The organism is Acinetobacter gyllenbergii CIP 110306 = MTCC 11365 (assembly GCF_000413855.1).
In the GTDB taxonomy this organism is placed as follows: domain Bacteria; phylum Pseudomonadota; class Gammaproteobacteria; order Pseudomonadales; family Moraxellaceae; genus Acinetobacter; species Acinetobacter gyllenbergii.
This window is the reverse complement of record NZ_ATGG01000017.1, coordinates 1-23822: the sequence shown is the minus strand read 5'-3', so window position 1 is coordinate 23822 and position 23822 is coordinate 1. Positions and strand designations below refer to the sequence as shown.

The 23822-nt window shown below is 40.9% G+C and carries 27 protein-coding genes and 1 tRNA gene; 18 read left to right on the top strand and 10 right to left on the bottom strand.

Annotated elements, in window-relative coordinates:
* Positions 1 to 173: 173 nt before the first annotated feature.
* From F957_RS09465 to F957_RS09480, 4 genes are all read left to right on the top strand, one after another.
* Entirely contained in the window at positions 174 to 1082 is a 909-nt protein-coding gene (locus F957_RS09465) for an AraC family transcriptional regulator (protein WP_016540591.1), read from the top strand.
* Positions 1083 to 1133: 51 nt separating this feature from the next.
* Positions 1134 to 2033 (top strand): AraC family transcriptional regulator, encoded by a 900-nt coding sequence (locus tag F957_RS09470; protein WP_016540592.1) that lies wholly within the window; start codon positions 1134 to 1136, stop codon positions 2031 to 2033.
* Positions 2034 to 2158: 125 nt separating this feature from the next.
* On the top strand, positions 2159 to 3073 hold the full coding sequence (locus F957_RS09475) for an alpha/beta hydrolase (RefSeq protein WP_016540593.1): 915 nt from the start codon (positions 2159 to 2161) through the stop codon (positions 3071 to 3073).
* 89 nt (positions 3074 to 3162) lie between these two features.
* Positions 3163 to 4317 (top strand): NADH-dependent flavin oxidoreductase, encoded by a 1155-nt coding sequence (locus F957_RS09480; RefSeq protein WP_016540594.1) that lies wholly within the window; start codon positions 3163 to 3165, stop codon positions 4315 to 4317.
* A 178-nt stretch (positions 4318 to 4495) separates the two neighbouring features.
* On the opposite strand, the gene F957_RS09485 is transcribed toward F957_RS09480, so the two are convergent.
* On the bottom strand, positions 4496 to 5401 hold the full coding sequence (locus F957_RS09485; RefSeq protein WP_016540595.1) for a LysR substrate-binding domain-containing protein: 906 nt from the start codon (positions 5399 to 5401) through the stop codon (positions 4496 to 4498).
* A gap of 99 nt (positions 5402 to 5500) precedes the next feature.
* Here F957_RS09485 and F957_RS09490 point away from each other — a divergent pair, with 99 nt between their 5' ends.
* On the top strand, positions 5501 to 6097 hold the full coding sequence (locus F957_RS09490; protein ID WP_016540596.1) for an NAD(P)H-dependent oxidoreductase: 597 nt from the start codon (positions 5501 to 5503) through the stop codon (positions 6095 to 6097).
* A gap of 74 nt (positions 6098 to 6171) precedes the next feature.
* Here the strand turns inward: F957_RS09490 and F957_RS09495 are convergent, their stop codons facing one another.
* Together F957_RS09495 and F957_RS09500 are read right to left on the bottom strand one after the other, a co-directional pair.
* Positions 6172 to 6807: an SDR family oxidoreductase gene (locus tag F957_RS09495; RefSeq protein WP_016540597.1), complete on the bottom strand. Its 636-nt coding sequence runs from the start codon at positions 6805 to 6807 to the stop codon at positions 6172 to 6174.
* A gap of 212 nt (positions 6808 to 7019) precedes the next feature.
* The gene (locus F957_RS09500) at positions 7020 to 8120 is read right to left on the bottom strand and encodes an MBL fold metallo-hydrolase (protein WP_016540598.1); all 1101 of its coding nucleotides are present in this window, start codon (positions 8118 to 8120) and stop codon (positions 7020 to 7022) included.
* A 261-nt stretch (positions 8121 to 8381) separates the two neighbouring features.
* On the opposite strand from F957_RS09500, the gene F957_RS09505 reads away from it, so the two are divergent.
* The 6 genes from F957_RS09505 (at position 8382) to F957_RS09530 (ending at position 13074) form a co-directional block, all read left to right on the top strand.
* Positions 8382 to 9029: a hypothetical protein gene (locus F957_RS09505; RefSeq protein WP_016540599.1), complete on the top strand. Its 648-nt coding sequence runs from the start codon at positions 8382 to 8384 to the stop codon at positions 9027 to 9029.
* Between the two features lie 16 nt (positions 9030 to 9045).
* Entirely contained in the window at positions 9046 to 10011 is a 966-nt protein-coding gene (locus tag F957_RS09510; protein WP_016540600.1) for a 2-hydroxyacid dehydrogenase, read from the top strand.
* Between the two features lie 111 nt (positions 10012 to 10122).
* Positions 10123 to 10710, top strand: a complete 588-nt coding sequence (locus tag F957_RS09515) for a 1-acyl-sn-glycerol-3-phosphate acyltransferase (protein WP_016540601.1) — start codon at positions 10123 to 10125, stop codon at positions 10708 to 10710.
* Between the two features lie 170 nt (positions 10711 to 10880).
* Positions 10881 to 12278 carry a M48 family metalloprotease gene (locus F957_RS09520; RefSeq protein WP_378319730.1) on the top strand — a complete coding sequence of 466 codons (1398 nt, stop codon included), beginning with the start codon at positions 10881 to 10883 and terminating at the stop codon, positions 12276 to 12278.
* A 30-nt stretch (positions 12279 to 12308) separates the two neighbouring features.
* Positions 12309 to 12674, top strand: a complete 366-nt coding sequence (locus F957_RS09525; protein WP_016540603.1) for a GFA family protein — start codon at positions 12309 to 12311, stop codon at positions 12672 to 12674.
* A gap of 40 nt (positions 12675 to 12714) precedes the next feature.
* Entirely contained in the window at positions 12715 to 13074 is a 360-nt protein-coding gene (locus tag F957_RS09530) for a hypothetical protein (RefSeq protein ID WP_016540604.1), read from the top strand.
* A 76-nt stretch (positions 13075 to 13150) separates the two neighbouring features.
* Here F957_RS09530 and F957_RS09535 read toward each other — a convergent pair whose 3' ends face one another.
* On the bottom strand, positions 13151 to 13597 hold the full coding sequence (locus F957_RS09535; RefSeq protein ID WP_004808327.1) for a GatB/YqeY domain-containing protein: 447 nt from the start codon (positions 13595 to 13597) through the stop codon (positions 13151 to 13153).
* 29 nt (positions 13598 to 13626) lie between these two features.
* Entirely contained in the window at positions 13627 to 13842 is a 216-nt protein-coding gene (rpsU, locus tag F957_RS09540; protein ID WP_004652785.1) for a 30S ribosomal protein S21, read from the bottom strand.
* A 145-nt stretch (positions 13843 to 13987) separates the two neighbouring features.
* On the opposite strand from rpsU, the gene tsaD reads away from it, so the two are divergent.
* From tsaD to F957_RS09555, 3 genes are all read left to right on the top strand, one after another.
* Positions 13988 to 14995, top strand: a complete 1008-nt coding sequence (gene tsaD, locus F957_RS09545; RefSeq protein ID WP_016540605.1) for a tRNA (adenosine(37)-N6)-threonylcarbamoyltransferase complex transferase subunit TsaD — start codon at positions 13988 to 13990, stop codon at positions 14993 to 14995.
* A gap of 182 nt (positions 14996 to 15177) precedes the next feature.
* Entirely contained in the window at positions 15178 to 15681 is a 504-nt protein-coding gene (locus F957_RS09550; protein ID WP_005243063.1) for a hypothetical protein, read from the top strand.
* Positions 15682 to 15798: 117 nt separating this feature from the next.
* Positions 15799 to 16122 carry a hypothetical protein gene (locus tag F957_RS09555; protein ID WP_016660369.1) on the top strand — a complete coding sequence of 108 codons (324 nt, stop codon included), beginning with the start codon at positions 15799 to 15801 and terminating at the stop codon, positions 16120 to 16122.
* A gap of 6 nt (positions 16123 to 16128) precedes the next feature.
* On the opposite strand, the gene F957_RS09560 is transcribed toward F957_RS09555, so the two are convergent.
* The 3 genes from F957_RS09560 to F957_RS09570 all read right to left on the bottom strand — a co-directional run bounded on the left by F957_RS09560 (position 16129) and on the right by F957_RS09570 (position 18324).
* Positions 16129 to 17055 (bottom strand): DMT family transporter, encoded by a 927-nt coding sequence (locus tag F957_RS09560; RefSeq protein ID WP_016540607.1) that lies wholly within the window; start codon positions 17053 to 17055, stop codon positions 16129 to 16131.
* The gene (locus F957_RS09565) at positions 17052 to 17630 is read right to left on the bottom strand and encodes a TetR/AcrR family transcriptional regulator (protein WP_016540608.1); all 579 of its coding nucleotides are present in this window, start codon (positions 17628 to 17630) and stop codon (positions 17052 to 17054) included. The genes F957_RS09560 and F957_RS09565 overlap by 4 nt, the downstream gene beginning before the upstream one ends.
* 151 nt (positions 17631 to 17781) lie before the next feature.
* The gene (locus F957_RS09570; RefSeq protein WP_016540609.1) at positions 17782 to 18324 is read right to left on the bottom strand and encodes an HPP family protein; all 543 of its coding nucleotides are present in this window, start codon (positions 18322 to 18324) and stop codon (positions 17782 to 17784) included.
* 91 nt (positions 18325 to 18415) lie between these two features.
* Here F957_RS09570 and F957_RS09575 point away from each other — a divergent pair, with 91 nt between their 5' ends.
* Positions 18416 to 18976, top strand: a complete 561-nt coding sequence (locus tag F957_RS09575; RefSeq protein WP_016540610.1) for a TetR/AcrR family transcriptional regulator — start codon at positions 18416 to 18418, stop codon at positions 18974 to 18976.
* A gap of 73 nt (positions 18977 to 19049) precedes the next feature.
* Here the strand turns inward: F957_RS09575 and F957_RS09580 are convergent, their stop codons facing one another.
* Positions 19050 to 20150, bottom strand: a complete 1101-nt coding sequence (locus F957_RS09580) for a DUF6670 family protein (protein WP_016540611.1) — start codon at positions 20148 to 20150, stop codon at positions 19050 to 19052.
* A 101-nt stretch (positions 20151 to 20251) separates the two neighbouring features.
* A complete protein-coding gene (locus F957_RS09585) occupies positions 20252 to 21142 on the bottom strand; it encodes an ATP-binding protein (protein ID WP_016540612.1) in 891 nt (296 codons plus the stop codon).
* A gap of 174 nt (positions 21143 to 21316) precedes the next feature.
* Between F957_RS09585 and F957_RS09590 the strand changes: the two genes are divergently transcribed.
* The 3 genes from F957_RS09590 to F957_RS09600 all read left to right on the top strand — a co-directional run bounded on the left by F957_RS09590 (position 21317) and on the right by F957_RS09600 (position 23815).
* On the top strand, positions 21317 to 22825 hold the full coding sequence (locus F957_RS09590; protein WP_016540613.1) for a DUF3336 domain-containing protein: 1509 nt from the start codon (positions 21317 to 21319) through the stop codon (positions 22823 to 22825).
* Positions 22800 to 23624 (top strand): protein kinase domain-containing protein, encoded by an 825-nt coding sequence (locus tag F957_RS09595; RefSeq protein ID WP_016540614.1) that lies wholly within the window; start codon positions 22800 to 22802, stop codon positions 23622 to 23624. The genes F957_RS09590 and F957_RS09595 overlap by 26 nt, the downstream gene beginning before the upstream one ends.
* 106 nt (positions 23625 to 23730) lie before the next feature.
* Positions 23731 to 23815: transfer RNA gene (locus F957_RS09600), tRNA-Leu, on the top strand.
* The last annotated feature ends 7 nt before the right edge of the window (positions 23816 to 23822 follow it).

Sequence of the window (23822 nt, the reverse complement as noted above, 5' to 3'; positions counted from 1 at the left end):
TATTTAGTGAAAATCATTACCAAATCTTTATTTACTCATTTTTAGCTGCGTGATAAATCTTGAGCTAGAGTATTTGCTTGAATGCAACAAGCATGTTTTTTGATATAGATTAATGTTTGAGGATCAATGAATTGCCTCTATTTTAAACCCCTATCTGGATAAATGAATTTGCTATGGCGATCTCTGTTGAAAGAAATCTGAATATGGATCAGTTGATTCAGGTCGTTTCACGTTGTGTTGAGCAATCTGGTGATCACATTTCTGTGATTCCTCAACTTTCTTTTCATCGTCAAATGCATCCGACTGACAGTACACATTGTGTTTATAACTTGGGAATTGGCATTATCTTGCAAGGGCAAAAACAAGTTGTAATTGGTGATCAAGTCTATCAATGCCTTGAAGGGCAAAGTATGTTGACCACGATTGATTTGCCTGTAACATCACATATCGTACAAGCTTCAGCACAAAAACCATTTTTAGCAGTTTTATTATTGCTTGATTTACAAATGGTGAATCAGGTTGTGGCAGAAATGCCTATTCAAAACAGCACTATTGTAGAAAATATACATCATTCTTTTACGGTGGAAGCTGTTGATACCGCTTTGATTGATGCTTTTTTTAGATTGGTTAAGGTATTAGATGAACCCCTGATGTTGCCTCATCTAGTGCCTTTGATTCAGAAAGAAATTATTGTGCGTATTTTGAATGGTCCACATGGTATATATTTACGTCAGTTAGTGAAATCAGGTTCGGCAAATCAGAAAATTCATCAGGTGGTGGGTTGGTTAAAGCATCATTATGTGCAGCCGATTAGAATGGATGATCTCGCAGATCAGGCCTTTATGAGTCCATCGACATTTAGACAGCATTTTCGCGCTGTGACGGGTATGAGCCCATTGCAATACCAGAAGCAGTTAAGATTACAAGAAGCAAGGCATTTGATGTTTAACCAAAATGTTGATGCTGGACGAGCTGCTGGGTTAGTGGGTTATGAAAGTGCTTCGCAATTTAGTCGTGAGTACAGTCGTTTGTTTGGTGAATCACCTCAACGGGACATTCAACGCATGCGACAAGGTTTATAATTATTTATTTAAAAGAGATTGTACTTATTTTCATATTTCATATGAGATCAGATGTGCGAAGAGGTAGGTGATGCGATGTATGCGTCAGATCAAACCAAAGAACAAATTAAAGTATTAGCCCATAAAGTTGATGGACTCGTTCAAATTGAAGATTTCCAAACTGAGATTGCAGGTTTTTCTTTACATCGGCGTATAGCCAAACAGTCTATCCATTGTATTTATGGACTTGGTCTAGGCATTGTCTTGCAAGGGCAAAAAGAGGTTCTTATTCGGGATAAAGTATATCGCTATGGGGCAGGTCAAACCATGCTAACCACTATTGATTTGCCCGCAATTAGTCGAGTGACACAGGCATCTTATCAAGAACCTTTTCTCGGAATGATGCTGTCACTGGATTTGAACTTGATTATTGAAACTGTACAGGCATTAGATGACAAGATTAAGCTAAAAAATCTGCCCGCATTTTCAATTGAGTATCTCGATAGTGCTCTGGTGAATACATTGACACGTTTGGTTGATTTGATCGAAGAACCCACAATGATTGAGCAACTGGCACCGATTATCAAGCAAGAAATTATTCTTCGTTTACTGGTCGGACAACACGGTGTTTACTTACGTAATTTAGTCAAGGCAAGCGTGTCAGATCAACATGTTTTCAACGTGATTCATTGGCTAAGAAATAATTTTCTGCAAGAAAACTGTATACAAGATGCTTTCGAGCAAGCACATATGAGTGCCGCGACATTAAGAAATCACTTCAAACAAATCACGGGTATGACGCCGCTGCAGTATCAAAAACAGTTGCGCTTACAAGAGGCTAGAAAGCTGATCTTATCCCAAGCAATGAATATGCAGCAGATTTCTTATTTGGTTGGTTATGAGAGTCAGTCACAATTTACTCGCGAATATTCACGATTATTTGGCAGTACGCCCAGCCGAGATTTACAATAATAAAAACTCAGAATAGGCAAACTATTTTTAAAAATAGGCAACTTTGATTTGCAGCGAGTCTCTAAACTGATGTTATCAGCAAAGAGATCTTTGCTTACTCTTTCCTACATTCAAGAGGTGAAGAAATGGAAGCAGTTAAAATCAAAAATACCTATTGGGATATTGCCGCAGATTTATATTTTCCACCCGCATTTGATCAAACTAAAAAATATCCAACCATTATTAGCGCACATCCGATTGGTAGTTGCAAAGAGCAGACTTCGGGCAATGTTTATGGGGAAGCACTCGCTAAAGCGGGTTTTGTGGTGATCGCATTTGACGCCAGTTTTCAGGGAGAAAGTGGAGGAGAACCTCGTTATATCGAAGACCCGTCGTTACGTGTTGAAGATTTTCGCGTTGTGGCTGATTATCTGGTCACGCTAGATTATGTCGATGAAAATCGAATTGGTGTTTTGGGCATTTGTGGTGGTGGAGGCTACTCGATCAACGCGGCCATGACCGAACGCCGTATTAAAGCGGTCGGCACGATTACGGGTGCAAACTATGGTCGTGTGATGCGCGAAGCCAGTGGCGGTAATCCGATTGCATTTTTAGAGGCGATTGCGGCTCAACGTACAGCTGAAGCAAGAGGTGCAGCACTTCGGGTTGATCAAGGTCTATATCCAACGGTTGAAGCAGCAAAAGCAGATCATGCCGATATCGACCCGTTAGAAGCGACCGAATATTACCGTACAGCACGTGGTGAAAAGCCGAATGGCGTTAATAAAACGCTGTTTTCTCGCAATGCTGTTGCTGTGGGTTGGGATGCTTTCCACTTGGCAGAAATTTTATTAACTCAGCCCTTGATGATTATTATAGGGAGTAAGCCAGGTGGTTTCGGTGCCTATCGTGATGGTTTTGAAATTATCAATCGTGCTGCCTCAAAAAATAAAGAATTGGTGGTGGTCGAAGGTTGGTCTCATTATGACCTCTATGACAAAGCAGAGCCGGTCAAAATTGCTTTAGATAAGCTGATTCCATTCTATCAAGCCAATCTTTAACTTTAGCTTGTTGTTAAAAAAACGGTGTTTTGAGTTGGTCAGGCGACTGATCAACTTTCTATTTTTGCAAAATCCTCTACTAGAGTTGAATGGTGGTATGTTCAGTGAATTCTAAGTTATTCCAGTCTTTTCAATTAACTGCAGATTTGAACTTACGCAATCGAATCGTCATGGCGCCAATGACAACTTGGTCAGCAAATAGAGATAGTACGATTTCAGCTCAAGAACTTGAGTACATGCGTAAGCGTGTGAAAGATGTAGGCTTGGTGATCACAGGTTGTACCCATGTGCAAGAAAGTGGGATTGGCTTTACCCGCGAGTTTGCTGGTTTTGATGATCGCTTTATACCGAGTCTGACCCAATTGGCTCAAGCAGCTAAAAGTGGCGGAGCACCTGCAATCCTACAAATTTTTCATGCGGGTATGAAAGCGATTCCAAACTTGATTCCTCATGCAGATATTGTCAGTGCGAGTAGCTTGGCAATTACTTCGGGACCGTTTAAAACTGAACAACTTTCCAGTCGGGCATTATCTCACGATGAAGTTTTGCAATTGATCCATGATTTTGGTGAAGCAACGCGTCGAGCGATTGATGCTGGATTTGATGGGATTGAACTGCATAGTGCACATGGCTTTATCATTCAAAACTTTTTTTCACCTTTATATAACCAACGTGATGATGCATGGGGCGGTTCATTAGAAAAGCGGATGGCATTTCCTCTAGCAGTGGTAGCGGAGGTGCAACGTGTTATTCAACAACATGCACAGCGCCCTTTTGCATTGGGCTATCGTATTTCGGTTGAAGAGTATGAAGACAATGGTTTGTCTATTGCAGACAGTCTGGCGTTGATTGATCAATTAATTGCAGCTGATATTGACTATTTACATGTGTCTTTAGTCGATGTGCTTCATTCGATGCCTAAGCATGATCTTCAACAACAGCTTAGCATCCACCATGTATTAAAGCGGGTGGCAGATCGAATTCCTGTCATTGCAGCAGGTTTATTACGTACACCTCAACAGGCTGAACAAGCTTTAGGTCTAGGTTTGCCGCTTATAGCGATTGGTAAGGCTTTGGTGATGAATCCAAATTGGGTGGCGTTGGCACAGCATAGACAATTCGATGATATTACACTTGAATTGAATCCTATTGATGTGCCTGAACTAAGTATTCCCGATCTGCTATGGCAGGAAATACAAGAAAGAGAAGGTTGGTTCAAACTACGCCGCACTGAAACGATTTAAGCCACGAGCGAGGATCAGACGATGATTGCAGAAAACACCTATGATGTTATGACAAGCTAAATTTTGTTGATGAAGTAGTGCAACAGTTAAGCATATTCTTCAGCCTTCAGCTTGGATACAACTGGGTAAAAGACAGGCATTTGGCCTGTCTTTTTTAGACTTGCAGAATTTGAAGAACTTAGGCGTATAGTTGTTGCGGTAATTTTTCCACCAGTTGATCAATCGCCAAACGGGTTTTTAGTGGCATGAAGGGCAGAGTGGGCCAAATGACATGGATTGGAAAGTCAACACTGGAGAAATTTGCCAAAACTTGAATTAAAGTTCCTTGCTGCAGTTCGTGATGAATTAGCCAATCGGGTAACCAGGCAATGCCATGATGTGAGAGGACGGTATTTTTAATCGCCTGCATATCATTCAACATCAATTTTGCTTGTGGTTTGATGATGTAGCTCTGTTTATGAGCATCTTGGAGATGCCATTTGGGTTGTTGTCCTGAATAAGGATAGGCAATCGTTGTATGCTGTTGTAGCTCATCAAGCTGATTTAAGCTACCCGACTTTTTAAGATATTCTGGTGTTGCACAGAGCAACATGCGGTGATCCCCCAGCTTTCTTGCAACCAAATGATTGCTATCTGGCAGTGCTCCAATCCGAATGGCCAAATCAAAGCCATCTTCAACGAGATCTACGGTGCGATCATTGAAGCAAAGCTCGACCTGCAAGTCTGGATGGCGCTGGGCAAGTTCAACCATCAGTGGTGCGACATAGAGCTGTCCAAATAGAACGGGCGCCGAAATTCTTAATAAGCCTGTCGCATTGATTTTACCTTGATCTAATAAGCTTTCAGCAGTATGGATTTCTTCGAGCGCACGATGGCTATGTTCATAAAACAGCGCACCTTCTGTGGTTAGGCTCAATGTGCGAGTGGTGCGTTTAAATAACGTGACACCTAAGCGCTCTTCTAAGCGAGCGATACTTTTACTGACCGCTGAACGGGTCAGATGGAGTTGTTCAGCTGCATTACTAAAGTTTCCAGCTTCAACCACTGTAACAAAGATTGAGATCGTACTGAGTTCAGTTTGCATTATTGTAGATTTTTAGGAATCAATTTACCGAAATAGTATCACTACTGGTGATTTAAATCTAATAGTAAGATAGCTTCATCAAAGATATGGAGAACAGACATGGCGAAAGTGTTGGTATTGAAATCAAGCATTATGGGTGATCAATCACAAACCAGTCGTTTAGTCGATGTATTTCTACAAGAGCGTGCTGAGAAAGGTTTGCAGGATGAGGTGATCATTCGTGATTTAGCAGCCCTCAATCTACCTGTACTAGATGCCGAGATTTTCCATGCCTTACGCGGTGCTGAAAATGTTGCTGCTCCAATTCAAAAGATTATCCAGCTATCAGATGAACTCATCGCTGAGCTGAAGGCTACCGATTTATTGCTGATTGGTGCGCCGATGTATAACCTGAATGTTCCGACACAGTTAAAAAACTGGTTCGATTTGGTCGCACGTGCCCGTCACACCTTCCGATATACCGAAACTTACCCGCAAGGTCTGGTTGAAAATGTGAAAGCCATTGTGATGACCAGTCGTGGTGGAATCCATTTGGGACAGGTGACGGATGCGGTAACGCCTTATCTTCAGTCTGTTTTAGGCCTGATGGGTATCCATCATGTGAGTTTTGTCTATGCGGAAGGGCTGGATATTCCTGCATTAAAGGTAGATGCATTAAAAGATGCGCATCTAAAAGCACAGCAGGTTGCTGTTTAAAACAACATCCCCTTACTACCGACTCTTGGTAGGATCGGACAAGCAGGGTGCCTGTTTGTCCGATTTTTTCATATTTAGATGAAATAAGGTTGATCGGCATCTGAGTGTGGTTTACTAAGCCCTAAATTTTTTCGAGAGGCTAAGGCTGGCGTTTGAATAATTTTCACGACGAAGGCGGCGACACTTTTACGTGAAACAACGGTACCTTTAAAGTCCTGATCACGCTCAGTGGTTTCATAATCAATTTCATCTTCATCCATGAGCCACGCCGCACGTAAAATACTATAATCTAGATCAGAGGCTTCTAATAAATCCGCTGCTTTACGATATGGGCCAAGGTATTTGCCGATTTCATTGCGATTCCATTCACCAAATTTACCTTTGACTTCATCATATATGCCTAAGGAGTTAATCAGAATAATACGTTTAACACCCGTATCGTGCATGGCTTCAATGATATTTCGAGTTTGTTGTTCTAATTCACCAGCAAGGTTGGCATAAACAATATCTTGATCTTGTACGATCTGTTTTAATTTTTTCAGATCTAAAACATCAGCTTCAATGACTTTTGCGTTGGTTGGTAAATCAGCGCCTAATTTTTTTGCATCACGTAGCAATAGCGTTTGAGTCAGTTTAGGCTCGTTGGCCAACATTTTAATGACCCATTGAGCAATTTGACCTGATGCACCAAGAATTAATACTTTTTTCATTTTGAACGACCTTTATTGCGCATGCTTCATTTAAGAAAATACATATGGATGTCATTTTCTTAATCTTTGATAATTTCATTTAAGCCTAAAAACACGAAACGGATTGACCTGAAATGCGCAGTTGTTTGCCTAATTTGATGAGCTTGTCGATTTTTGGACTATCCATCAAAAAGCCTCATTGAAATGAGGCTGATATAAAAATCATGATTAAATTAGCGAATATTCTTCCACCATTGTTTAAACGGTTGCTGTTCATTATCCAACTCAACCAATTCACCAATCATGGGGGTGGCGAGGCGATATTTCCTGCTTTTTGAATATTCAACAATGCGGGTAATCGGTTCATACCAAGCATGCTTGGCTAAACTGAATTTGGAATGATGTACGGGAATCATATTGCGTGCCTTTAGTTCTTCAGTCGCTTGTGCCACTTCATCTGGATGGCAATGCACAGAACGCCATGCGCTGTCGTATTGACCATTTTCCATCAGCGCCCAATCAAAGGGACCGTATTTCTGTCCAATCTCGATAAAGTGTTTGTCATAACCACCATCTCCAGTATAGAAAATCTTTTTATTGGGAGACTGAATCACGAAAGACACCCAAAGATTTTTGCCACCGTCAAAAGCCCGTCGTGAATCATGATGCGTGGTTTCGGTGATAATACTAATGCCATCATCAAACTCGATTCGGTCACCCCAATCTCTTTCGATCAGCTTATCTTTAGGATAACCCCAGTACTCAAAATGTTCACCCACACCTAGACCAGTAATGACATATTTGACTTTGTCCTTGAGTTTGAGCGTCGTTTCATAATCCAGATGGTCATAGTGATCATGTGAAATCAGTAGATAATCAATATTGGGTAAGTCTTCAGCTGTATAGATATCAGTCCCTTTATAGGCACGGGTGCCCCAAGGGAACGGAGAGGCTTTACCGCTCATGACTGGATCAATCAAAAAGGTTTTACCATGCAGTTGCATGAATACGGATGAGTGCCCAAACCAGATGATGACATCCTGTTTGGGATCGAGATTGAGTAAATTGGTTTTAATGGAGGGAATCGGATCAATTGGATCGCGATGAGGAATGGTTTTGATAAAGGTTTTGTAGAGTTCTACCGCAATACTTGAACCTTCACTCATGCCTGATTTTTCAATTAAATTTCGAAATTGGCCTTGGCGATAGTTGGGAGAACTTTTAATGACTTGTAGTCGTTCACCAGAAGGGATTTTACCGAATAAGGGTTGTTGGGTATATATGGCACTGCCAGCAATGAGCAGAACAACAGCGATAGCAAAAAGAATAAGCATAGAGAGCGTCAACCTTTTCATTTGAGCATTCGATACAACAGTAATAAAAACTAAAAGCGACAAAATGATGAAATATTGTCTAAAAGTCGATGAATGAGAACTTGCCTATTGTTATTGAATACTTGCCTAAACCAATGAGAATTGAATGTGTATTGATGTGATTGAGCAAAAGGAAGTCATTTAGCCGGACTTGGTTTATGCTAGACTATGCAGGGTTACAGTGTTGTAAATCACTGTGAGTCAAAACAACGAGTAGGTAACATGATCGGGCAGCAAAGAAACATATTGGCAACTTTAGGGATAGATGTTTGGATTCCGAGAGAAGTGGTATGTCAAAAAAATACTGCACCGAGTTTATGGCGAGACCAAATTGTTGAAGAAGCCGCACAGCCGCTGCCACCGATATTAGATGTCGCACCAACATCACAACAAATTCAAATTGCACCCGTACAAACATTAGCGATCGCCGAAAAAGAAGCTCCTCAGCCTAAAGAAATTATTGCAAAGCCTGCTGTTAAAGAGGTTGTTGCTGAAAAAGAACAAATTGTGATTACAGCACAGATTCAAGCATTTGAATTACAAATGTATGTGCTGGAGAACTGCGCCATTTTATTAGCAAGTGGCCAGCTCAGCGATGCTCAACGCCAACTCTGGCAAAATATTCAAAAGGCAAAACTCGGGCAATATGCTGAATTGAAATGGCCATTTCCATTGGCTGCATTTCAAGAGAGCAGAGGATTGTCGTCTTATATCCAAGGTTTCCTGGATGCGACAGCAAATAACAAAAAAATATTATGCTTAGGTCAACTAGACTTTATTCAGCATTCCAATATATTACATTTAGCGAGTTTAGAAGAAATGCTGGCTCAACCTGTATTGAAAAAACGGTTGTGGCAGCTCATGCAATAAAAGTCGGAATTTAATCATGAAGAAAGTCGTTGTATTCAGCCAAATAGATCAGGACGTGATAGCGCAGTTACAGCAAGATTATCAGGTGGTGGTGCTCAATCCAAAGCTTGGTGATATCAATGAGCAGATTCGAACCGAAGTGATGGATGCTGATGCCATGATTGGTGCAGGGCGTTTACTCAATGAGAGTAACTTAGCGCCTGCACAAAAACTTAAAATTATTTCGACCGTATCGGTTGGCTACGATAACTATGATGTCGACTATCTCAATCAAAAGAAAATTTGGCTTGCCAATACCCCACACGTACTGACAGAAACAACTGCTGATCTTGCGTTTACTTTATTGCTCAGTGCTGCACGGCAAATTCCTTACTTAGATGCATGGACCAAACAAGGTCAATGGAAACGAACCGTATCGACTGAACAATTTGGTGTGGATGTTTTTGGTAAAACCTTGGGTATTATCGGTCTGGGGAATATTGGTGCTGCCATTGCCCGCCGCGGTTTTTATGGTTTTAATATGAATATTTTGTACCATAATCGCCGTGAAAAGATTGAAGTAGCGCAAGCTTTCAATGCACAATATCGTGATTTAGACCAGTTGTTGCAACAATCTGATTTTATTGTGGTTGCAGTCGATTTAAATAGTGAATCTAAAGCACTGATTGGTGCAGAACAGTTTGAGTTAATGCAAAAACATGCGGTCTTCGTCAATATTGCACGAGGGTCTGTGGTCGATGAAAATGCTTTAATCGAAGCCTTACAACAACATAAAATTTTTGCTGCGGGATTGGATGTTTATGCCAAAGAACCGTTGCAAAGCTCTCCCTTATTTGAACTGGCAAATGCAGTCACCGTACCACATTTAGGTTCAGCGACAGCTGAAACACGCCAGAAAATGGTGAAGCTGGCTTATCAGAATTTGATTGATGCCTTAGAGGATCGTATACCTCGCTATTTAGTGAATCCGAAGTTTGAATAATTGCTTACAATGCTGACCATTTGATTGCTGCATTATTGTGCGGCTCTATCTTTTTAAGTTGATTAATATTGGTACACTTGCGCCCTTTGTGACTTCATCTTGGGGTGTCTGGTGTTCGAGAAATTAGCTGAACAAAGTTTGGGTTTAATGGGCTGGGAAATTGACAATCATTGGGATTTAAATATTGACCAATGTGTGATGATTGCTGCCCCGCACACCAGCAATTGGGATGCACTCTATGCCCGTTTGGCATTGAAGGCTTTGGGTGTTAATGTTCGTCTCACCATCAAAGACAGTTATATGAAATTGCCATTTGGTCCTTTTGTGCGTGCCATGGGCGGTATCGGTATTGATCGTCGTGTCAAGCATGAAGGTCAAGAACGTCCAAGTATGGTTCAGTTGATGAGTGATTTATTTAAGACGCATCCAAAGTTGGTCATGTTGGTGACCCCAGAAGGGACGCGTGCTAAACAAGAACAATGGAAAACCGGTTTTTATCATGTCGCAATAACAGCGGGTGTGCCGATTGCGCTCGCGTATATGGACTATGCCAAGAAAAAAACAGGTGTAGGAAAAATTGTTTATCCTACAGGGGATTATGAAAAGGATATGACCGAGATCATGTCTTTTTATGCCACGATCAATGCGAAATTCCCAGAGAAATTTAGTGTAGATCAGCGTTACGTCGCGGCAGAGTAATTCATTCACTTGCAAAAATCATAAAGTCAGGCAGGATTTTCCTGCCTTTTATAACACTTTGTTGCAAATTTCTCCTTTTTTCAATGCTATATTAAATTTCTTTATTAAAATCATAGAGAAACCACTTGAGATCGTTCCTGCTCGCCTGTGGCCTTTTCGCCACCACTCAACTGAGTCACACTGAGGTTTTTTTGCCTGTGCATAGTGCAGGGCAAACAGAAGTGCCTGAAATTGGCAGCGGTATAGGTTTGCTCGATCAACAAAAAGAAAAATTTATCGGTGAAAAGGTTTATCGTGAAGTGCATCGTCAAATGCCAACTGTGCAAGATGCATGGTTGGAAGATCAGTTCTTACAGGTCTTTTCAGGCATTTTAAGCCAGACTCAACTCGGTCAACCAATTGGCTTAGTGATTATCAAAGATCCTCAAATTAATGCTTTTGCTGTGCCTGGTGGTTTATTTGCATTAAATACAGGATTGATTACCTCAGCAAAGAATTTGGATGAGATTGCAGGGGTCATGGCGCATGAGATTGCGCACGTATCACAACGCCACTATAGTCGTTCTCAAGAAGCCTTTAAGGGGCAGGGTTTGCTCGCATTGGCGGGGATTCTTGTTGGTGCAGCGATTGCATCTCAGGCTGATGGTAATGCGGGTGCAGCGGTCATGATGGGGACTCAAGCGGCATTGATGGATAAGCAGTTGAGTTATAGTCGTAATCAGGAGCGTGAAGCGGATCGTATCGGTATGCAGTTTATGTATTCCGCAGGTTATAACCCACAGAGCATGGCAGATTATTTTGAAACCATGCATCGTGCCACCAGCCGTGTTAGCTTCTTACCAGACTTTTGGTTTACCCATCCTTTAACCACCGAGCGTATGAGTGAAGCACGTTTGCGTGCCAATCAATTACCGAAAGTGAAATCAAAAATTTATGATCTCGATTTTGAAATTTTAAAACTCTATACCTTAGTGGTTTCAAATCAGGCCACTGAAATTCAATTACAGTCACTGGCCAATCAGAAAAATACAGCTGCACAATTGGCACTGAGCAAGTTCTATCTTGAACAAGGTGACTATGCACAAGCACAAGCCAATTTGGACTTAGTGAAGACTAAATTGAAAAATCATGTGCTGATTCCTTTGATTCAAACTGATATTTATTTGGGTCAAAATAAGCTGGATCAGGCATATGCCAGTATCAATTCGATTCAAAAAACCATGCCTGAGAATAGAGCTTTGTCCTATAAACTGGCGGAAGTTCTGATTCGCCAAGGGCAAGTGGCCCAAGCACAGATTTTGGTGCAGCGCTTTATCCATAAAAACCAGCGTGATATTGAAGGTTGGCAATTATTGCAACAGGCAACCAATCTGGATAAGAGTTCACCATTACAGGCAGTCAATGTGTTGGGTTATCGTGCAGAGGCAGAGTATTGGTCGGGTTACGAAGAAAATGCGATTAAGTCGATGTTGCATGCACAAAGACTCGCTAAGGGGAATATCGCGATGTCGGCTAAGATTGACGCACGCTTAAAACAGATGCAAGATGAGCGCCGTATGCGACTCTAATCCCGATTAAAATAATTCAAGGAAAGACACATGATCCAAGGGCAATGTTTGTGTGGTGCTGTACAGTATCAATATCATGGCGAAATTGAAAACAGCATTTTATGTTATTGCAGTCATTGCCAACAGGCTCAAGGCTCAATTGCGGGGTGGAACAGTCCGATTGAGCAAAGCAAATTTGAACTGATTTCTGGGCGAGAGCAACTGAAAGAATATTTTCATACACCCAACAAGGCGCGCGTCTTTTGTCAAAACTGTGCTAGTCCAGTTTATTCCTATCGTATAGATTTACCTGATGTCATTCGCTTACGACTCGGTACAGTGACAGTAGGAGAGTTACCAGCACCGAAGGAAGAATTTTTTCTTGAGCATAAACCAAAATTTATTGAATTAAGATAAGATGACGAGCGTAAAGAATCGCTGAGAAGTTAGAGCATATATGAAGAAAATTTTAGTTTTTATTTTTGCGATCAGCAGTGTGGGGATTAGCTCAGCGGCATCGATTGAGCAGTATGCAAATTCAGTGGATAAAATCCGTAGTGCGTATGCACAGGACATCCGTAGCTTTTTACGGAGTCTGAATCCACAAATCTCACAATTTACCCCAGAGCAACAAGCAAAGTACTGCCAGATTAATCAGCGTTATATTCAGGATATGTCTGATGCGATTGAACAAAATCGTTCATCTTTACCAGCGCAATATGCCAGCATGACCAAGCAGGATTTAATCAAGCAAGTGGTTGAGTCAAAAGAAATGCAAATGCTTGCGAAGTATAATGTTCAGTGTGATTTTAAATAATAAAAAACCTTGGGTTCATTATTGAAATGAATCCAATTTTTTAATTGAATAGATGATATAAGGGGGACTAAGCAGATTAGCTTAATTTTGCTTTAATTTTAGCAGATACTTGTGCAGGATCGGCACGCCCGGCTATGATCGGACGTAGAGAATTCATCACCTTACCCATATCTTTCATGCTAGTAGCTTCTTGAGCAGCAATCGTTTGCTCAATGATGGAATCAAGTTCTTCCTCAGTCATAGCGGCTGGTAGAAATTGAGAAATAACCTCAACTTCGGCTTGTTCCTTACTAGCTAAATCATCTCGACCAGCGCCAGAAAAGGCCTTGATCGATTCTTTACGTTGTTTAATTTGCTTTTCAATGACCGCAAGAACCTGAGCATCGTCAAGCTCAATGCGCTCATCGACTTCGATTTGCTTAATTGCTGCCTGTACACCACGAATAACCGTTACTGTTGCCATATCTTTGGCACGCATTGAGTTTTTTAACACGTCAGTAATTTGGTTTTTTAAAGTATTCATAGTCTCTTCAGCAGTCAATCACAAATTAATTAGTAAAGGCGAGTAGTACGTACAGATTCGCGAGTCAATTTCTTTTGATAACGCTTAACTGCAGCAGCTTTTTTGCGCTTACGTTCTTGAGTTGGTTTCTCATAGAATTCGCGCTTACGAACGTCAGCTAAAACACCCGCTTTTTCGCATGAACGTTTGAAACGACGGATAGCTACGTCTACTGGTTCGCCTTCTTTCAACTTAACTTGTGGCATGTAAAATCCTCTAAGATGATGGATAAGATCTAACGCACTATTGCATTAGATCGCAAGTGAAGGTCAGTATTTTACTCATTTACAACTCAGATCACAAGTCTATAATAGCTCTGATATTATTTTTGATCGTTGTAAAGGCAGTTTAATGATTGTTTTGGGCTTAGAAACTTCGTGTGATGAAACTGGGTTAGCACTCTATGATAGCGAGCTCGGCTTACGTGGACAGGTTCTATATAGCCAGATCAAATTACATGCGGAATATGGTGGTGTCGTTCCTGAATTGGCTTCACGTGACCATGTTCGCAAGATGATTCCTTTGATTAATCAACTGCTTGAGCAAAGTGGCGTCAAAAAGCAAGAGATTGATGCAGTTGCCTATACCCGTGGTCCAGGACTGATGGGAGCATTGATGACAGGTGCTTTATTTGGCCGCAGTTTAGCCTTTGCATTTAATAAGCCTGCGATTGGTGTACACCATATGGAAGGTCATATGCTGGCACCATTACTTTCGGAAAATCCACCGGAATTTCCGTTTGTGGCTTTATTGGTTTCAGGTGGGCATACCCAATTAATGGCGGCCTATGGGATCGGTCAATATGAATTGCTCGGTGAGTCAATTGACGATGCAGCGGGTGAAGCCTTTGATAAAGTCGCAAAAATGATGAAACTGCCTTATCCAGGTGGACCGAATATTGCGAAATTGGCGTTACAGGGCGATGCCAAAGCATTTGAATTTCCGAGACCAATCTTGCATCAAGGTTTGGATTTTTCTTTTAGCGGTCTTAAAACTGCAGTTTCAGTACAATTGAAAAAGTTAGGTGAAGAGAATCGTGATGCCGATGTGGCAGCCTCTTTCCAAGAAGCAGTTGTTGATACTCTAGTCAAAAAATCAGTGAAAGCTTTAAAGCAAACGGGTTTAAAACGGTTGGTGATTGCGGGTGGTGTGAGTGCTAATCTGCGTTTGCGTGAACAATTAGAAACTTCTCTGGCAAAGATCAAGGCACATGTTTATTATGCCGAACCCGCATTGTGTACAGACAATGGTGCCATGATTGCTTTTGCTGGATATCAGCGTTTAAAAGCTGGACAACATGATGGTTTGGCGGTGACGACGACACCAAGATGGCCAATGACTGAGTTACAACCGACCTAAAATGGAACGTATTTTTCTAAATTGATCCTTAGATTAAGGGGCAATTTAGACCATTCTTATATTTAAAAATCAAATTCTTGATTTATGTACATGGCAAAGACTTAAAGTCAACGCTATCGTATTAAAGTATTGGATAAATTATTTATTTTTGATGAGCTAAAACTCATTGTGGAGTACAAAAGTTGAAAATTTCTTATATTTTTACATGTGGCCGATTAGAGTCTTTATTTAAGATTCTCTGCCTCACTCAAAAAGGTGAGGAAAAGGTTGCATCAAAAGAAAAAGTGATTGAACAATATCGAAAAGACATTGCTTTGGGGCGACCATTTGAAGAAACTGAGCTTTATCAATTGATTGAGCAAAGTGAAGAAAAGATTGTCATTAACCGCTTGAGTAATATTTTACGCGAAAAACCTACTCAGCAGAAGGGTAGCTTTGATGCGGACGAATATAAGACTGGTGCATGGTCTGAGTTTAGTGATTATAAGCTAGCAGTTCGATTCTCAAATGCGAAAACCGAGTTAAGTGAAAAGCACTTTGCGAAAACGGGTGAGTATATGACCAGTCGTGGTATCGCAAAATTGACTGGCTTTAATCCAAGCAACATTAAGAATATGTTGCATCATAAAAGAAGTGTGGTGAGAAAAATGCTCACAACTTTAGAGAAATTAGCAAAAGAATATTGATCTTCAAAAAATCTTATTCGCGATGTAGAGATATTTCTGCATCGCGAATCATCAATTGTTATTTATTATAAAACTTAAGTATGTATTTTCAGTAATTACAAAAGAAAAAGCAAAATAATGTGGTCAGTTAAAGCAGCAACGATAGTTGCATGGTTCAGTATAATTGTTATTGCTGCGGCAGCAGTGTTTTCCATTTATGTTCTCAGTATCCCATGTGTCCCTGATCGGATTTGTGAAATGCCACCTGTCCATCTATTCTTTTTATTGGCATTAATTATCTCGGTGATCTGTAATTTTATCGGTATTATTTTGTCGATTATTGGATTAAAAAAAGAGGAACCCATTAAAAAATTAGCCAAAGAGGCACTACGTTTTAATGGGAAAATTATTATTTTTAGCTTTGCAACTGCAATGTTTCTACTTTTGATATTAATAGCTTAGACGTTTCTATGTCATTGGTTGTGAACGATCTGCTTTAGACAACACGGCCAAACACATAAAAATCAATGCCATACCAACCCAACCAATCGGTGCCAGTTGCTCACCGACTAATAAAACGGCAAACAAAGCGGCAACCAGTGGTTCAAATAAGGTAAGGGTGGTCGCGGTACTCGCTGAAATGGTCTTTAAGGCATAACCAAATAACAGATAACCGAGAAACATTGGGATCAGCATCATATAACCGACAACATACAAATTCACAGGCTCATCAAACAGGTTTGAACCCGTAAAAAACAGTGTTGGTAATAGAATTAAAGCACCGAAACCAAAAATTAAGCCCATGGATGCCTTTGAGTCGACACCGCGATCAATCATTTTTTTAGCAGCCCAAGAATATAAAGAATAGGTCAGTGCCGCGATCAGTCCAAGAATAATTCCAAGGGCTTTCTGGTCTGTTGCAATCGCTTGTGTTGTTGCTTGGGAATGTGATTCACCTATAGATAACAATAGAACACCAGCCACACCAAAGATAAAGCTGATAAACCACTTTTTAGAGAGAGCTTTTTTATCAAAAAACTTTTCCAGCAATGCGGTAAATAAGGGTGCAGAACCAATTGAGACGACCGTGCCAATGGTAATCCCTGCCATACGCATCGATGAATAGAAGGCTAATGGGTAAATCGCAACGGAGACCATGCCAATTAACAGTAATGGATAGTAAGTACGAATTTGTGGTAAATGACTGCGGATGTTTTTATGGGCCAATAAGGCTTGTAATAATCCACCGCCCCCCATGGCAACTGCGCCAATCGCTAAAGGGCTTAAATTGGGTGCATAAGAGGCAGCTGTGCCTGTGGTGCCCCATAAAATTGAGGCAATGAGGACAGCAATAAAGCCAGAATGAGAACTGAGGTTTAAAGAACGACGACTCACTTTGCAACCTCTTGTTCTAATAGGTTTTGCACCATTTGTTTTGCTGCAAACACTTTGTCACTGGAACTTTCTAAACCAGCACGGGCAATCGAACCTTCCAAGATAAATGAAAGTAGCAGTGCTAGTTCTTTTACTCGCTGTGGGCTGATACTGAGTTGCTGTAAATGCCCCGCTAAAATCGCTTCGATTTCATCTTTATGCTGTTTAACAGCTAAGCGTTCAGGACTATGCGCAGGAAACTCTGCGGCGGCATTGAGTAGGCCACACCCCCGGAAGCCTTTTTCATAGGCAAATTCAGCGTGATCCTGATAGGCATCAAAAATAGCCAAAATGCCATCAATCGGGGTTTCAATCTGCACTTTTCTTTTTTGGTATAAATCTAACCATTCCTGATGACGGGCTTCGATATAACACGTGATTAAGTCTGATTTGGTCGCAAAGTTATTGTACAGCGACATTTTGGCCACATTGGCTTTCTCTGTAATGCTGTTGATGCCTGTGTTACTGATGCCATCGTTATAAAACAGGGTTGCTGCTGCATCCAAGATTTTTTGTTTTGCTGATTTCGAGCTCATAAGAAAATAAATATATGTATACCGACCTACCTAATTTTATGGAAAAGTAAATTATTTGCAAGCAAAAGTTTATGCGTTCTATTTATTTAACTTGGATTGCTAAAAGGAAATCGATTAAAGCGTATGGAGCAGGCCTTAACCGATCCGGATTTTATTGAAGATTCTTTTTGCTGTGGATAAAAGCCAATCCATACACAGGCCATTTTTTCTCGGATTTTAAATTGTTGACCAGCCATGCCACCATGACGAGTGCAATGGAGCCTAATAACACGGGGAAAAATAAGAAACTCCAATGGTATTGAATGGTATTTGCCGTGAGTAAAATCACTAATGGATTTGCACCTGCAGGCGGATGTACACAGCGTAACAGTTGCATAGCTGCGATGGCACAGCCAACAGACAGGGCAATGCTCAGTGTCGAGACACCAAACACTTTAAGAAATAGTAAACCAATAAAAGCCGAGACAAAATGCCCCAAAATCACATTGCGGGGTTGAGCCAAGGGCGATTGAGATACCGCATAGAGAATAACGCAGGTTGCGCCGAATGGTGCCATGATAAATAGATTGTGGGTCAATTTACTGAGCAAAATTAAGATCAAAATACTCAATGTTCCACCGATGAGGCTTCTTATGACATCAATGGATTGGGGCATGGGGGCGAGATGTTCTCTACCGTTGAATAAAGATAACATGGTGATCTCATGACAGGGTTGCTTTATGCCGATAATAAAACTAAAATTACAAATAGTACAGATCTGTACTATTTTGATTGAGTAAATTTTTATGTCAAAGTCAGCCAATAAAATTTTGCATACTGCAGAAAAATTATTTTATGAAAATAGTTTTGTTGGAGTGGGTGTTGACCTGATTCGAGATGAGTCTGGCTGTTCAAAAACCACGATGTACACCTATTTCAAAAATAAAAATCAATTGGTGAAATCAGTCTTGGAGGCACGGGACGAAAATTTCAGACAGCGTCTTTTGAATTATGTTGCCGATGCAACAGGGCGAGAGGCATTGAATAGGCTGATCGATTGGCATTTATTATGGTTTCAAGAAGATAACTTTAAAGGTTGCTTATTCGTCAGAGCGGTAGCGGAGTCGCATTTGGGCGATCAGGAGATTATCTCTGTGTCAAAAGAACACAAAGTTTGGATTAGAAACTTAATCACAGCATATCTGCACGCTTATCCAAAGGCAGAAATGTTGATTGAGGTGACTTATACGCTGATCGAAGGGCTCATTAGCCGATTCTTGGTTGAAGGTTATGATGCAAATGTAGCTGCGGAGATCAAGGATTCAATTAACCAAATGATTGATGCATTTAAGCCAGCAGCACTTTAACGGTTATTGGCAACATCATTTTCATCGCATGTGAGTAAGCCTTTGATGGATCGCAAAGGCTTACTGTTTTTATTTATTGCTTAAATGCGTTTTGGTCTTCTACATCCACATATTCGATATAACCACGACCTTGAACGGGTTTATTTAAATATTCCCCCGTGAAGGTGTAGGCGCTGGCATAACCAATCCCATGGCCATAACGAAATGGACTATCAATTTCCGCAGTGATCTCGAGAACCTTTTGATCAGCATCATCTTTGACTGACCAAGAGAACTGTTGTGGTAAGCGCATTTTCTTACCACTCGGAGAAACATAATCATCAACTTGATGGGCAAGTACTTTGAATTCCACATTGGTATAGATTTCTGCTGGTTGATCGGTATGGCGAACATGCAGACTATAGGCGGCAGGCTGACCCAAAATATCGGCTTTGGTGAGCAATAATTGGGTGGTCTCGGTTAAATTAATAATTTGATAAGTGAAAAAGTCTAAAGGTAATTTATATGGTGCGGGTAATAGTTTTTTCACCACGCCATGTGCACCTGCTGCACGTGCATATTCATAGGTGCATAAGCCTTCGGCAGGCGTGGTTTTACCTTGATACTCAAGCTGACCTTTAAAGCTCGCCAACAGACTAAAATGATCATAGATCGGCGTTTTAATAAACCATGAAATTTGATCGGAGACATCCAAATCAAATTCAAAGCTGAGCCCGTGATAGCTACCTTTGAGATGAATATTCGGTAATGTACCTTGAATATAAACTTCTTCACCCAGTTCAATCAATGTGCCATTGTCTTGGATATTGGCTTGTTCTGGAATGAGATAAGCTCTTAATAGGTGTTCATCTACAGCCGCGGTACTGGAAAAGAAGGTTGCTGTTTTTCTAGGGTTGCCCAGCGTAATGTCATCATGGTCAAAAGCCAATGCGCCAGGCGTACCCAATAAAATCATGATATTTAAATAACGATGAGGCTCTGGAAGTAGCGGAAAGAAAATTCCATAATGTGTCCAGGTATAAAATTTTTCTTCTGTACGTGGACGGATAATTTCAGGTTCTGAAAATGGAAGGGTCGAATATTTTACGGCTTTATCGAGCGTACCTTGCGCAAGCAATAAGCTTTTGCCCATAATTTTGCTGGTCAGGGAGGTCGGTGGCAATTGTTTCTTCATCTTGTTTCCTAAACTCAATCCATGCTGTGACAGCTAGAGTATGAGAAACAATTGCCGATGCTAAGCGGAAATAAGGACAAAGCTACAGCTTTTCAGGACATTTATGCGGATGTTTTGTTTGATAGTTTCTCTAGGTTTTGTGAGCCAATCCAGTGTTTTGAGAACTGGTAAGCAGCACGACCAGAGCGTTGCCCACGTGCTTGGCACCATTTCAAACTTTCACCACGAACCAGATCGTTATAGTCCAAATTGGCTTTGACAATATAGTGTTCAACGATTGCTAAGTAGAGTAGTTGGTCCATAGGATAGAACGATAACCACAGACCAAAACGATCAGAAAGCGAAATTTTTTCCTCAATCGCTTCCTGTGGATGCAGTTCTGTATATTGCGGTACATCGACCTTACGCACAGGGGTATTTTCATGCATAAACTCAGGCAGTAAATGACGACGGTTACTGGTTGCGTAAATAATAAAATTGCTCGAACCCGATTGCAGTGAACCATCCAGCACACTTTTCAAGCTACGGTAGTTCTCGTCTTCAGCATTGAAGGCAAGATCATCACAATAAACAATAAATTTTTCAGGACGATGCTCAATCAGTTTTTGAATCTTAGGTAAATCCGATAAATCATCACGTTCAATCTCAATCAAACGTAAACCTTGAGCGGAATATTCAGTCAATAGGGCACGTACAATCGATGATTTCCCTGTACCGCGAGAACCTGTCAGTAATACATCATTGGCAGGTAAGCCATTCAAAAACTGCAGCGTATTTTGAATGATTTTGTCTTTTTGGCGCTCAATTCCCTTTAAGTCTTCCAGATACATTTTCTTGGGTTGCTGTATGGCGACCAGCTGCTGATTTTCCCAACGGAAGGCGGTTGCAGAGAAATCCGTGGGTTGCTTTGGTTCTGGGAGAACTTGCTGCAACTGTGTTAATACACTCGATAAGGATTGAAGGATAGATTCGGGTAAATCAAGGATAGCCATACATATAAACCAAACTCAATGATGAATAGGGATACTATCACTGCTATTACTGAAATAAAGAAAATATCATCAGAAATATCGAAATAAATCGATTTTACCCTTGATTGTTGCGGCAGCATTTTGCATTGTATAGGTGCAAGCATATAAAAAATAAGCTGAAAATCAGGATTGCAAATGTTCAATAGAGTTCAAGAGAAAAAGAATACATATCAGTCACATAGAGTTGATGTATTGCAAGAACGCCTACGACATGCAAGCTCTTATACAGAGTGGAAAGAAATTGCACTAAAACTGGATCAAGAATCTGGTCATGAGGCATGGAAATATGACAATGAGTCGCCATATTTTGATGCGGAAATCCTTTCGAAACGCTATAACCTATTAAAAAAATATCGTATGCAGCATCGCACGCTGGATTTGATCTATGTGTTAAGAGAAGGTCTGTCATATGACTTTGCCAATATTGGGCATCCGATGCTGTTTGCCGAAACTTATTTTGGTACCAAAAAGATCATTGAAAACTATGTTGAAGAAATGAGTGACTGCTTGCGTTACTTAGCTTCGAGTGAGTGTATTACTTTCCAATTGAAAGAGAAAATTCAGTTTTTTGAAGAATGCCAAAAAGCCTATGGTCAACCCGCTTTGATGTTTTCAGGTGGCGCAACTTTGGGTTTATTCCATACTGGCGTTTGTAAGGCGCTTTTGGAGCAGGATTTGATGCCGCAAGTTTTATCAGGTTCAAGTGCTGGGGCAATCATGACAGGCATGTTAGGCGTGTCTACACCTGATAAAGTGCCTGAATTGCTGCAAGGTGAACACTTTTTTAGTGATGCCTTTAAGTTTAGGAAAATCAGTGAATTGATTCGGGGCCGTGGTGGGGTTGCGGATGTGATGTATTTAAAAAAATTCCTGATGCAGAACTTGGGTGATGTTACTTTTGCCGAGGCATATAAGCAGTCCAAACGACATATTAATATTGTGATAGCGCCGTATAATACCGCACAGAACCCACGCATTATGAATGCATTAACCGCACCGAATGTGTTGGTATGGAGTGCAGTACTGGCTTCTTGTGCTGTACCTGTATTATTTCCACCTGTGCATTTGACCAGTAAACGTTATGATGGACAACATACACCGTACCTTGCCAATACCAAATGGGTGGATGGCAGTATGCGTAGTGATTTCCCACAGGAGAAAATGGCTCGGTTGTATAATATTAATTACACCATTGCCAGTCAGGTCAATCCGCATATCGTGCCGTTTATGCAAAGTGACAGCAACCGTTTCCGCCGAGATGTGCTCAGTTGGCCAGAACGAATTATCCGCCATCAAGGCAAAACCATTGCCATGGATGTAATGGATCTAACCCGAAGCTATATGGGGAGTTTTTTCCCGATTCGCCGGATGCTTGATCATGGTTACGGGATTTTAGGACAGCGTTATTATGGTGATGTGAATATCATTGCCAAATATGGTTTCAGACACTATAGCTATATGTTGCAAAATCCACGTCCGAAACTGTTTAAAGTATTGCAACAAGAGGGCGAGCGGGCAACTTGGCCAAAAATCGCCTCAATTGAAATTCATGCGCGGATTGGTAAAACCATTGAGCATTGTTTAACATCATTGCGGAAGCAGGACGAAAAGCAGCAGAATGAGTTTTACTACGTGGATCTCTGATCCAGAAATTCAACTTGAAGATTTAAGGCTAAGGACTAAAGCACAAAGCTATGCCTTTGGGCGACGTGTTTATACCTTCCAAGTTGATCAACACGGTTATTGGCTTAAATTCCATCAAGCCGATAGCCATCCTATTTTGGAACAAGCATTTTTACGTGAATTGGATTTTTATCAGAAATTTAAGGGCATCAAGCAAAATTTTTTATTGCCGTATGCAATCATTTCACTGAGTCAAATTAAAAGTGATGTTGCTATCGATCAGGCTAGGCAGGGCTTAGTGAGCATCGATAGCCCCCATTTTTTTATTCTGATTTCGGCATCCGAATCCCTGAACAGAATTAAACAAAAGATTCTAAGCGCGTTCGAGGCTTTAGATAGCTTGCATCAAGCAGGTTGGGTGCATGGTGATCTGAAAACTGAACATTTTCGTTTATACGGTCATTCGTGCAGATTAATCGATTTTGAGCAATGTTTTAGAATTGGGCAGCCCATGCAGAGCTTGGATGCAACACCACATTATATGGCCCCAGAGCTTTTTCAAGGGGCAGGGAAAAGTATTCAAAGTGATCTCTATGCTTTGGGGATTATTGTGTATGAATGGCTCACTCAATCTCGCTTAAAGGCGAGCACTTATCACGATTGGGCCGTTTTACATTGTCAACAACTACAGATTCAGCTTCCGATTGAATTTGAGGTTTTTCTTCCTCTGCTGAATGGGTTAACCCAAAAGCATGTTAAACAACGCTTTAATTCAGTTTTAGCTGCAAAAAATAGTCTAAACGCCATTGATTTGCCGTAAAAATAAACATCAATGCTAGATTTGAATATTATGTGTTCAGTTGATTGGTTTTTTTAGGTGAAAGACTTGTCATGCTGCATGTTTCTCACTAATATGCATACCCATCGGGGGCGTGGCGAAATTGGTAGACGCACTGGATTTAGGTTCCAGCGCCGCAAGGTGTAAGAGTTCGAGTCTCTTCGCCCCCACCATATTTAA

Excerpts from the sequence above, each read along its gene's own strand:
- F957_RS09465 (WP_016540591.1), top strand. The coding sequence starts at position 174 with ATGGCGATCTCTGTTGAAAGAAATCTGAATATGGATCAGTTGATTCAG.
- F957_RS09470 (WP_016540592.1), top strand. The coding sequence starts at position 1,134 with ATGTGCGAAGAGGTAGGTGATGCGATGTATGCGTCAGATCAAACCAAA.
- F957_RS09475 (WP_016540593.1), top strand. The coding sequence starts at position 2,159 with ATGGAAGCAGTTAAAATCAAAAATACCTATTGGGATATTGCCGCAGAT.
- F957_RS09480 (WP_016540594.1), top strand. The coding sequence starts at position 3,163 with ATGGTGGTATGTTCAGTGAATTCTAAGTTATTCCAGTCTTTTCAATTA.
- F957_RS09485 (WP_016540595.1), bottom strand. The coding sequence starts at position 5,401 with ATGCAAACTGAACTCAGTACGATCTCAATCTTTGTTACAGTGGTTGAA.
- F957_RS09490 (WP_016540596.1), top strand. The coding sequence starts at position 5,501 with ATGGCGAAAGTGTTGGTATTGAAATCAAGCATTATGGGTGATCAATCA.
- F957_RS09495 (WP_016540597.1), bottom strand. The coding sequence starts at position 6,807 with ATGAAAAAAGTATTAATTCTTGGTGCATCAGGTCAAATTGCTCAATGG.
- F957_RS09500 (WP_016540598.1), bottom strand. The coding sequence starts at position 8,120 with ATGCTTATTCTTTTTGCTATCGCTGTTGTTCTGCTCATTGCTGGCAGT.
- F957_RS09505 (WP_016540599.1), top strand. The coding sequence starts at position 8,382 with ATGATCGGGCAGCAAAGAAACATATTGGCAACTTTAGGGATAGATGTT.
- F957_RS09510 (WP_016540600.1), top strand. The coding sequence starts at position 9,046 with ATGAAGAAAGTCGTTGTATTCAGCCAAATAGATCAGGACGTGATAGCG.
- F957_RS09525 (WP_016540603.1), top strand. The coding sequence starts at position 12,309 with ATGATCCAAGGGCAATGTTTGTGTGGTGCTGTACAGTATCAATATCAT.
- F957_RS09530 (WP_016540604.1), top strand. The coding sequence starts at position 12,715 with ATGAAGAAAATTTTAGTTTTTATTTTTGCGATCAGCAGTGTGGGGATT.
- F957_RS09535 (WP_004808327.1), bottom strand. The coding sequence starts at position 13,597 with ATGAATACTTTAAAAAACCAAATTACTGACGTGTTAAAAAACTCAATG.
- rpsU (WP_004652785.1), bottom strand. The coding sequence starts at position 13,842 with ATGCCACAAGTTAAGTTGAAAGAAGGCGAACCAGTAGACGTAGCTATC.
- tsaD (WP_016540605.1), top strand. The coding sequence starts at position 13,988 with ATGATTGTTTTGGGCTTAGAAACTTCGTGTGATGAAACTGGGTTAGCA.
- F957_RS09555 (WP_016660369.1), top strand. The coding sequence starts at position 15,799 with ATGTGGTCAGTTAAAGCAGCAACGATAGTTGCATGGTTCAGTATAATT.
- F957_RS09565 (WP_016540608.1), bottom strand. The coding sequence starts at position 17,630 with ATGAGCTCGAAATCAGCAAAACAAAAAATCTTGGATGCAGCAGCAACC.
- F957_RS09570 (WP_016540609.1), bottom strand. The coding sequence starts at position 18,324 with ATGTTATCTTTATTCAACGGTAGAGAACATCTCGCCCCCATGCCCCAA.
- F957_RS09575 (WP_016540610.1), top strand. The coding sequence starts at position 18,416 with ATGTCAAAGTCAGCCAATAAAATTTTGCATACTGCAGAAAAATTATTT.
- F957_RS09580 (WP_016540611.1), bottom strand. The coding sequence starts at position 20,150 with ATGAAGAAACAATTGCCACCGACCTCCCTGACCAGCAAAATTATGGGC.
- F957_RS09585 (WP_016540612.1), bottom strand. The coding sequence starts at position 21,142 with ATGGCTATCCTTGATTTACCCGAATCTATCCTTCAATCCTTATCGAGT.
- F957_RS09590 (WP_016540613.1), top strand. The coding sequence starts at position 21,317 with ATGTTCAATAGAGTTCAAGAGAAAAAGAATACATATCAGTCACATAGA.
- F957_RS09595 (WP_016540614.1), top strand. The coding sequence starts at position 22,800 with ATGAGTTTTACTACGTGGATCTCTGATCCAGAAATTCAACTTGAAGAT.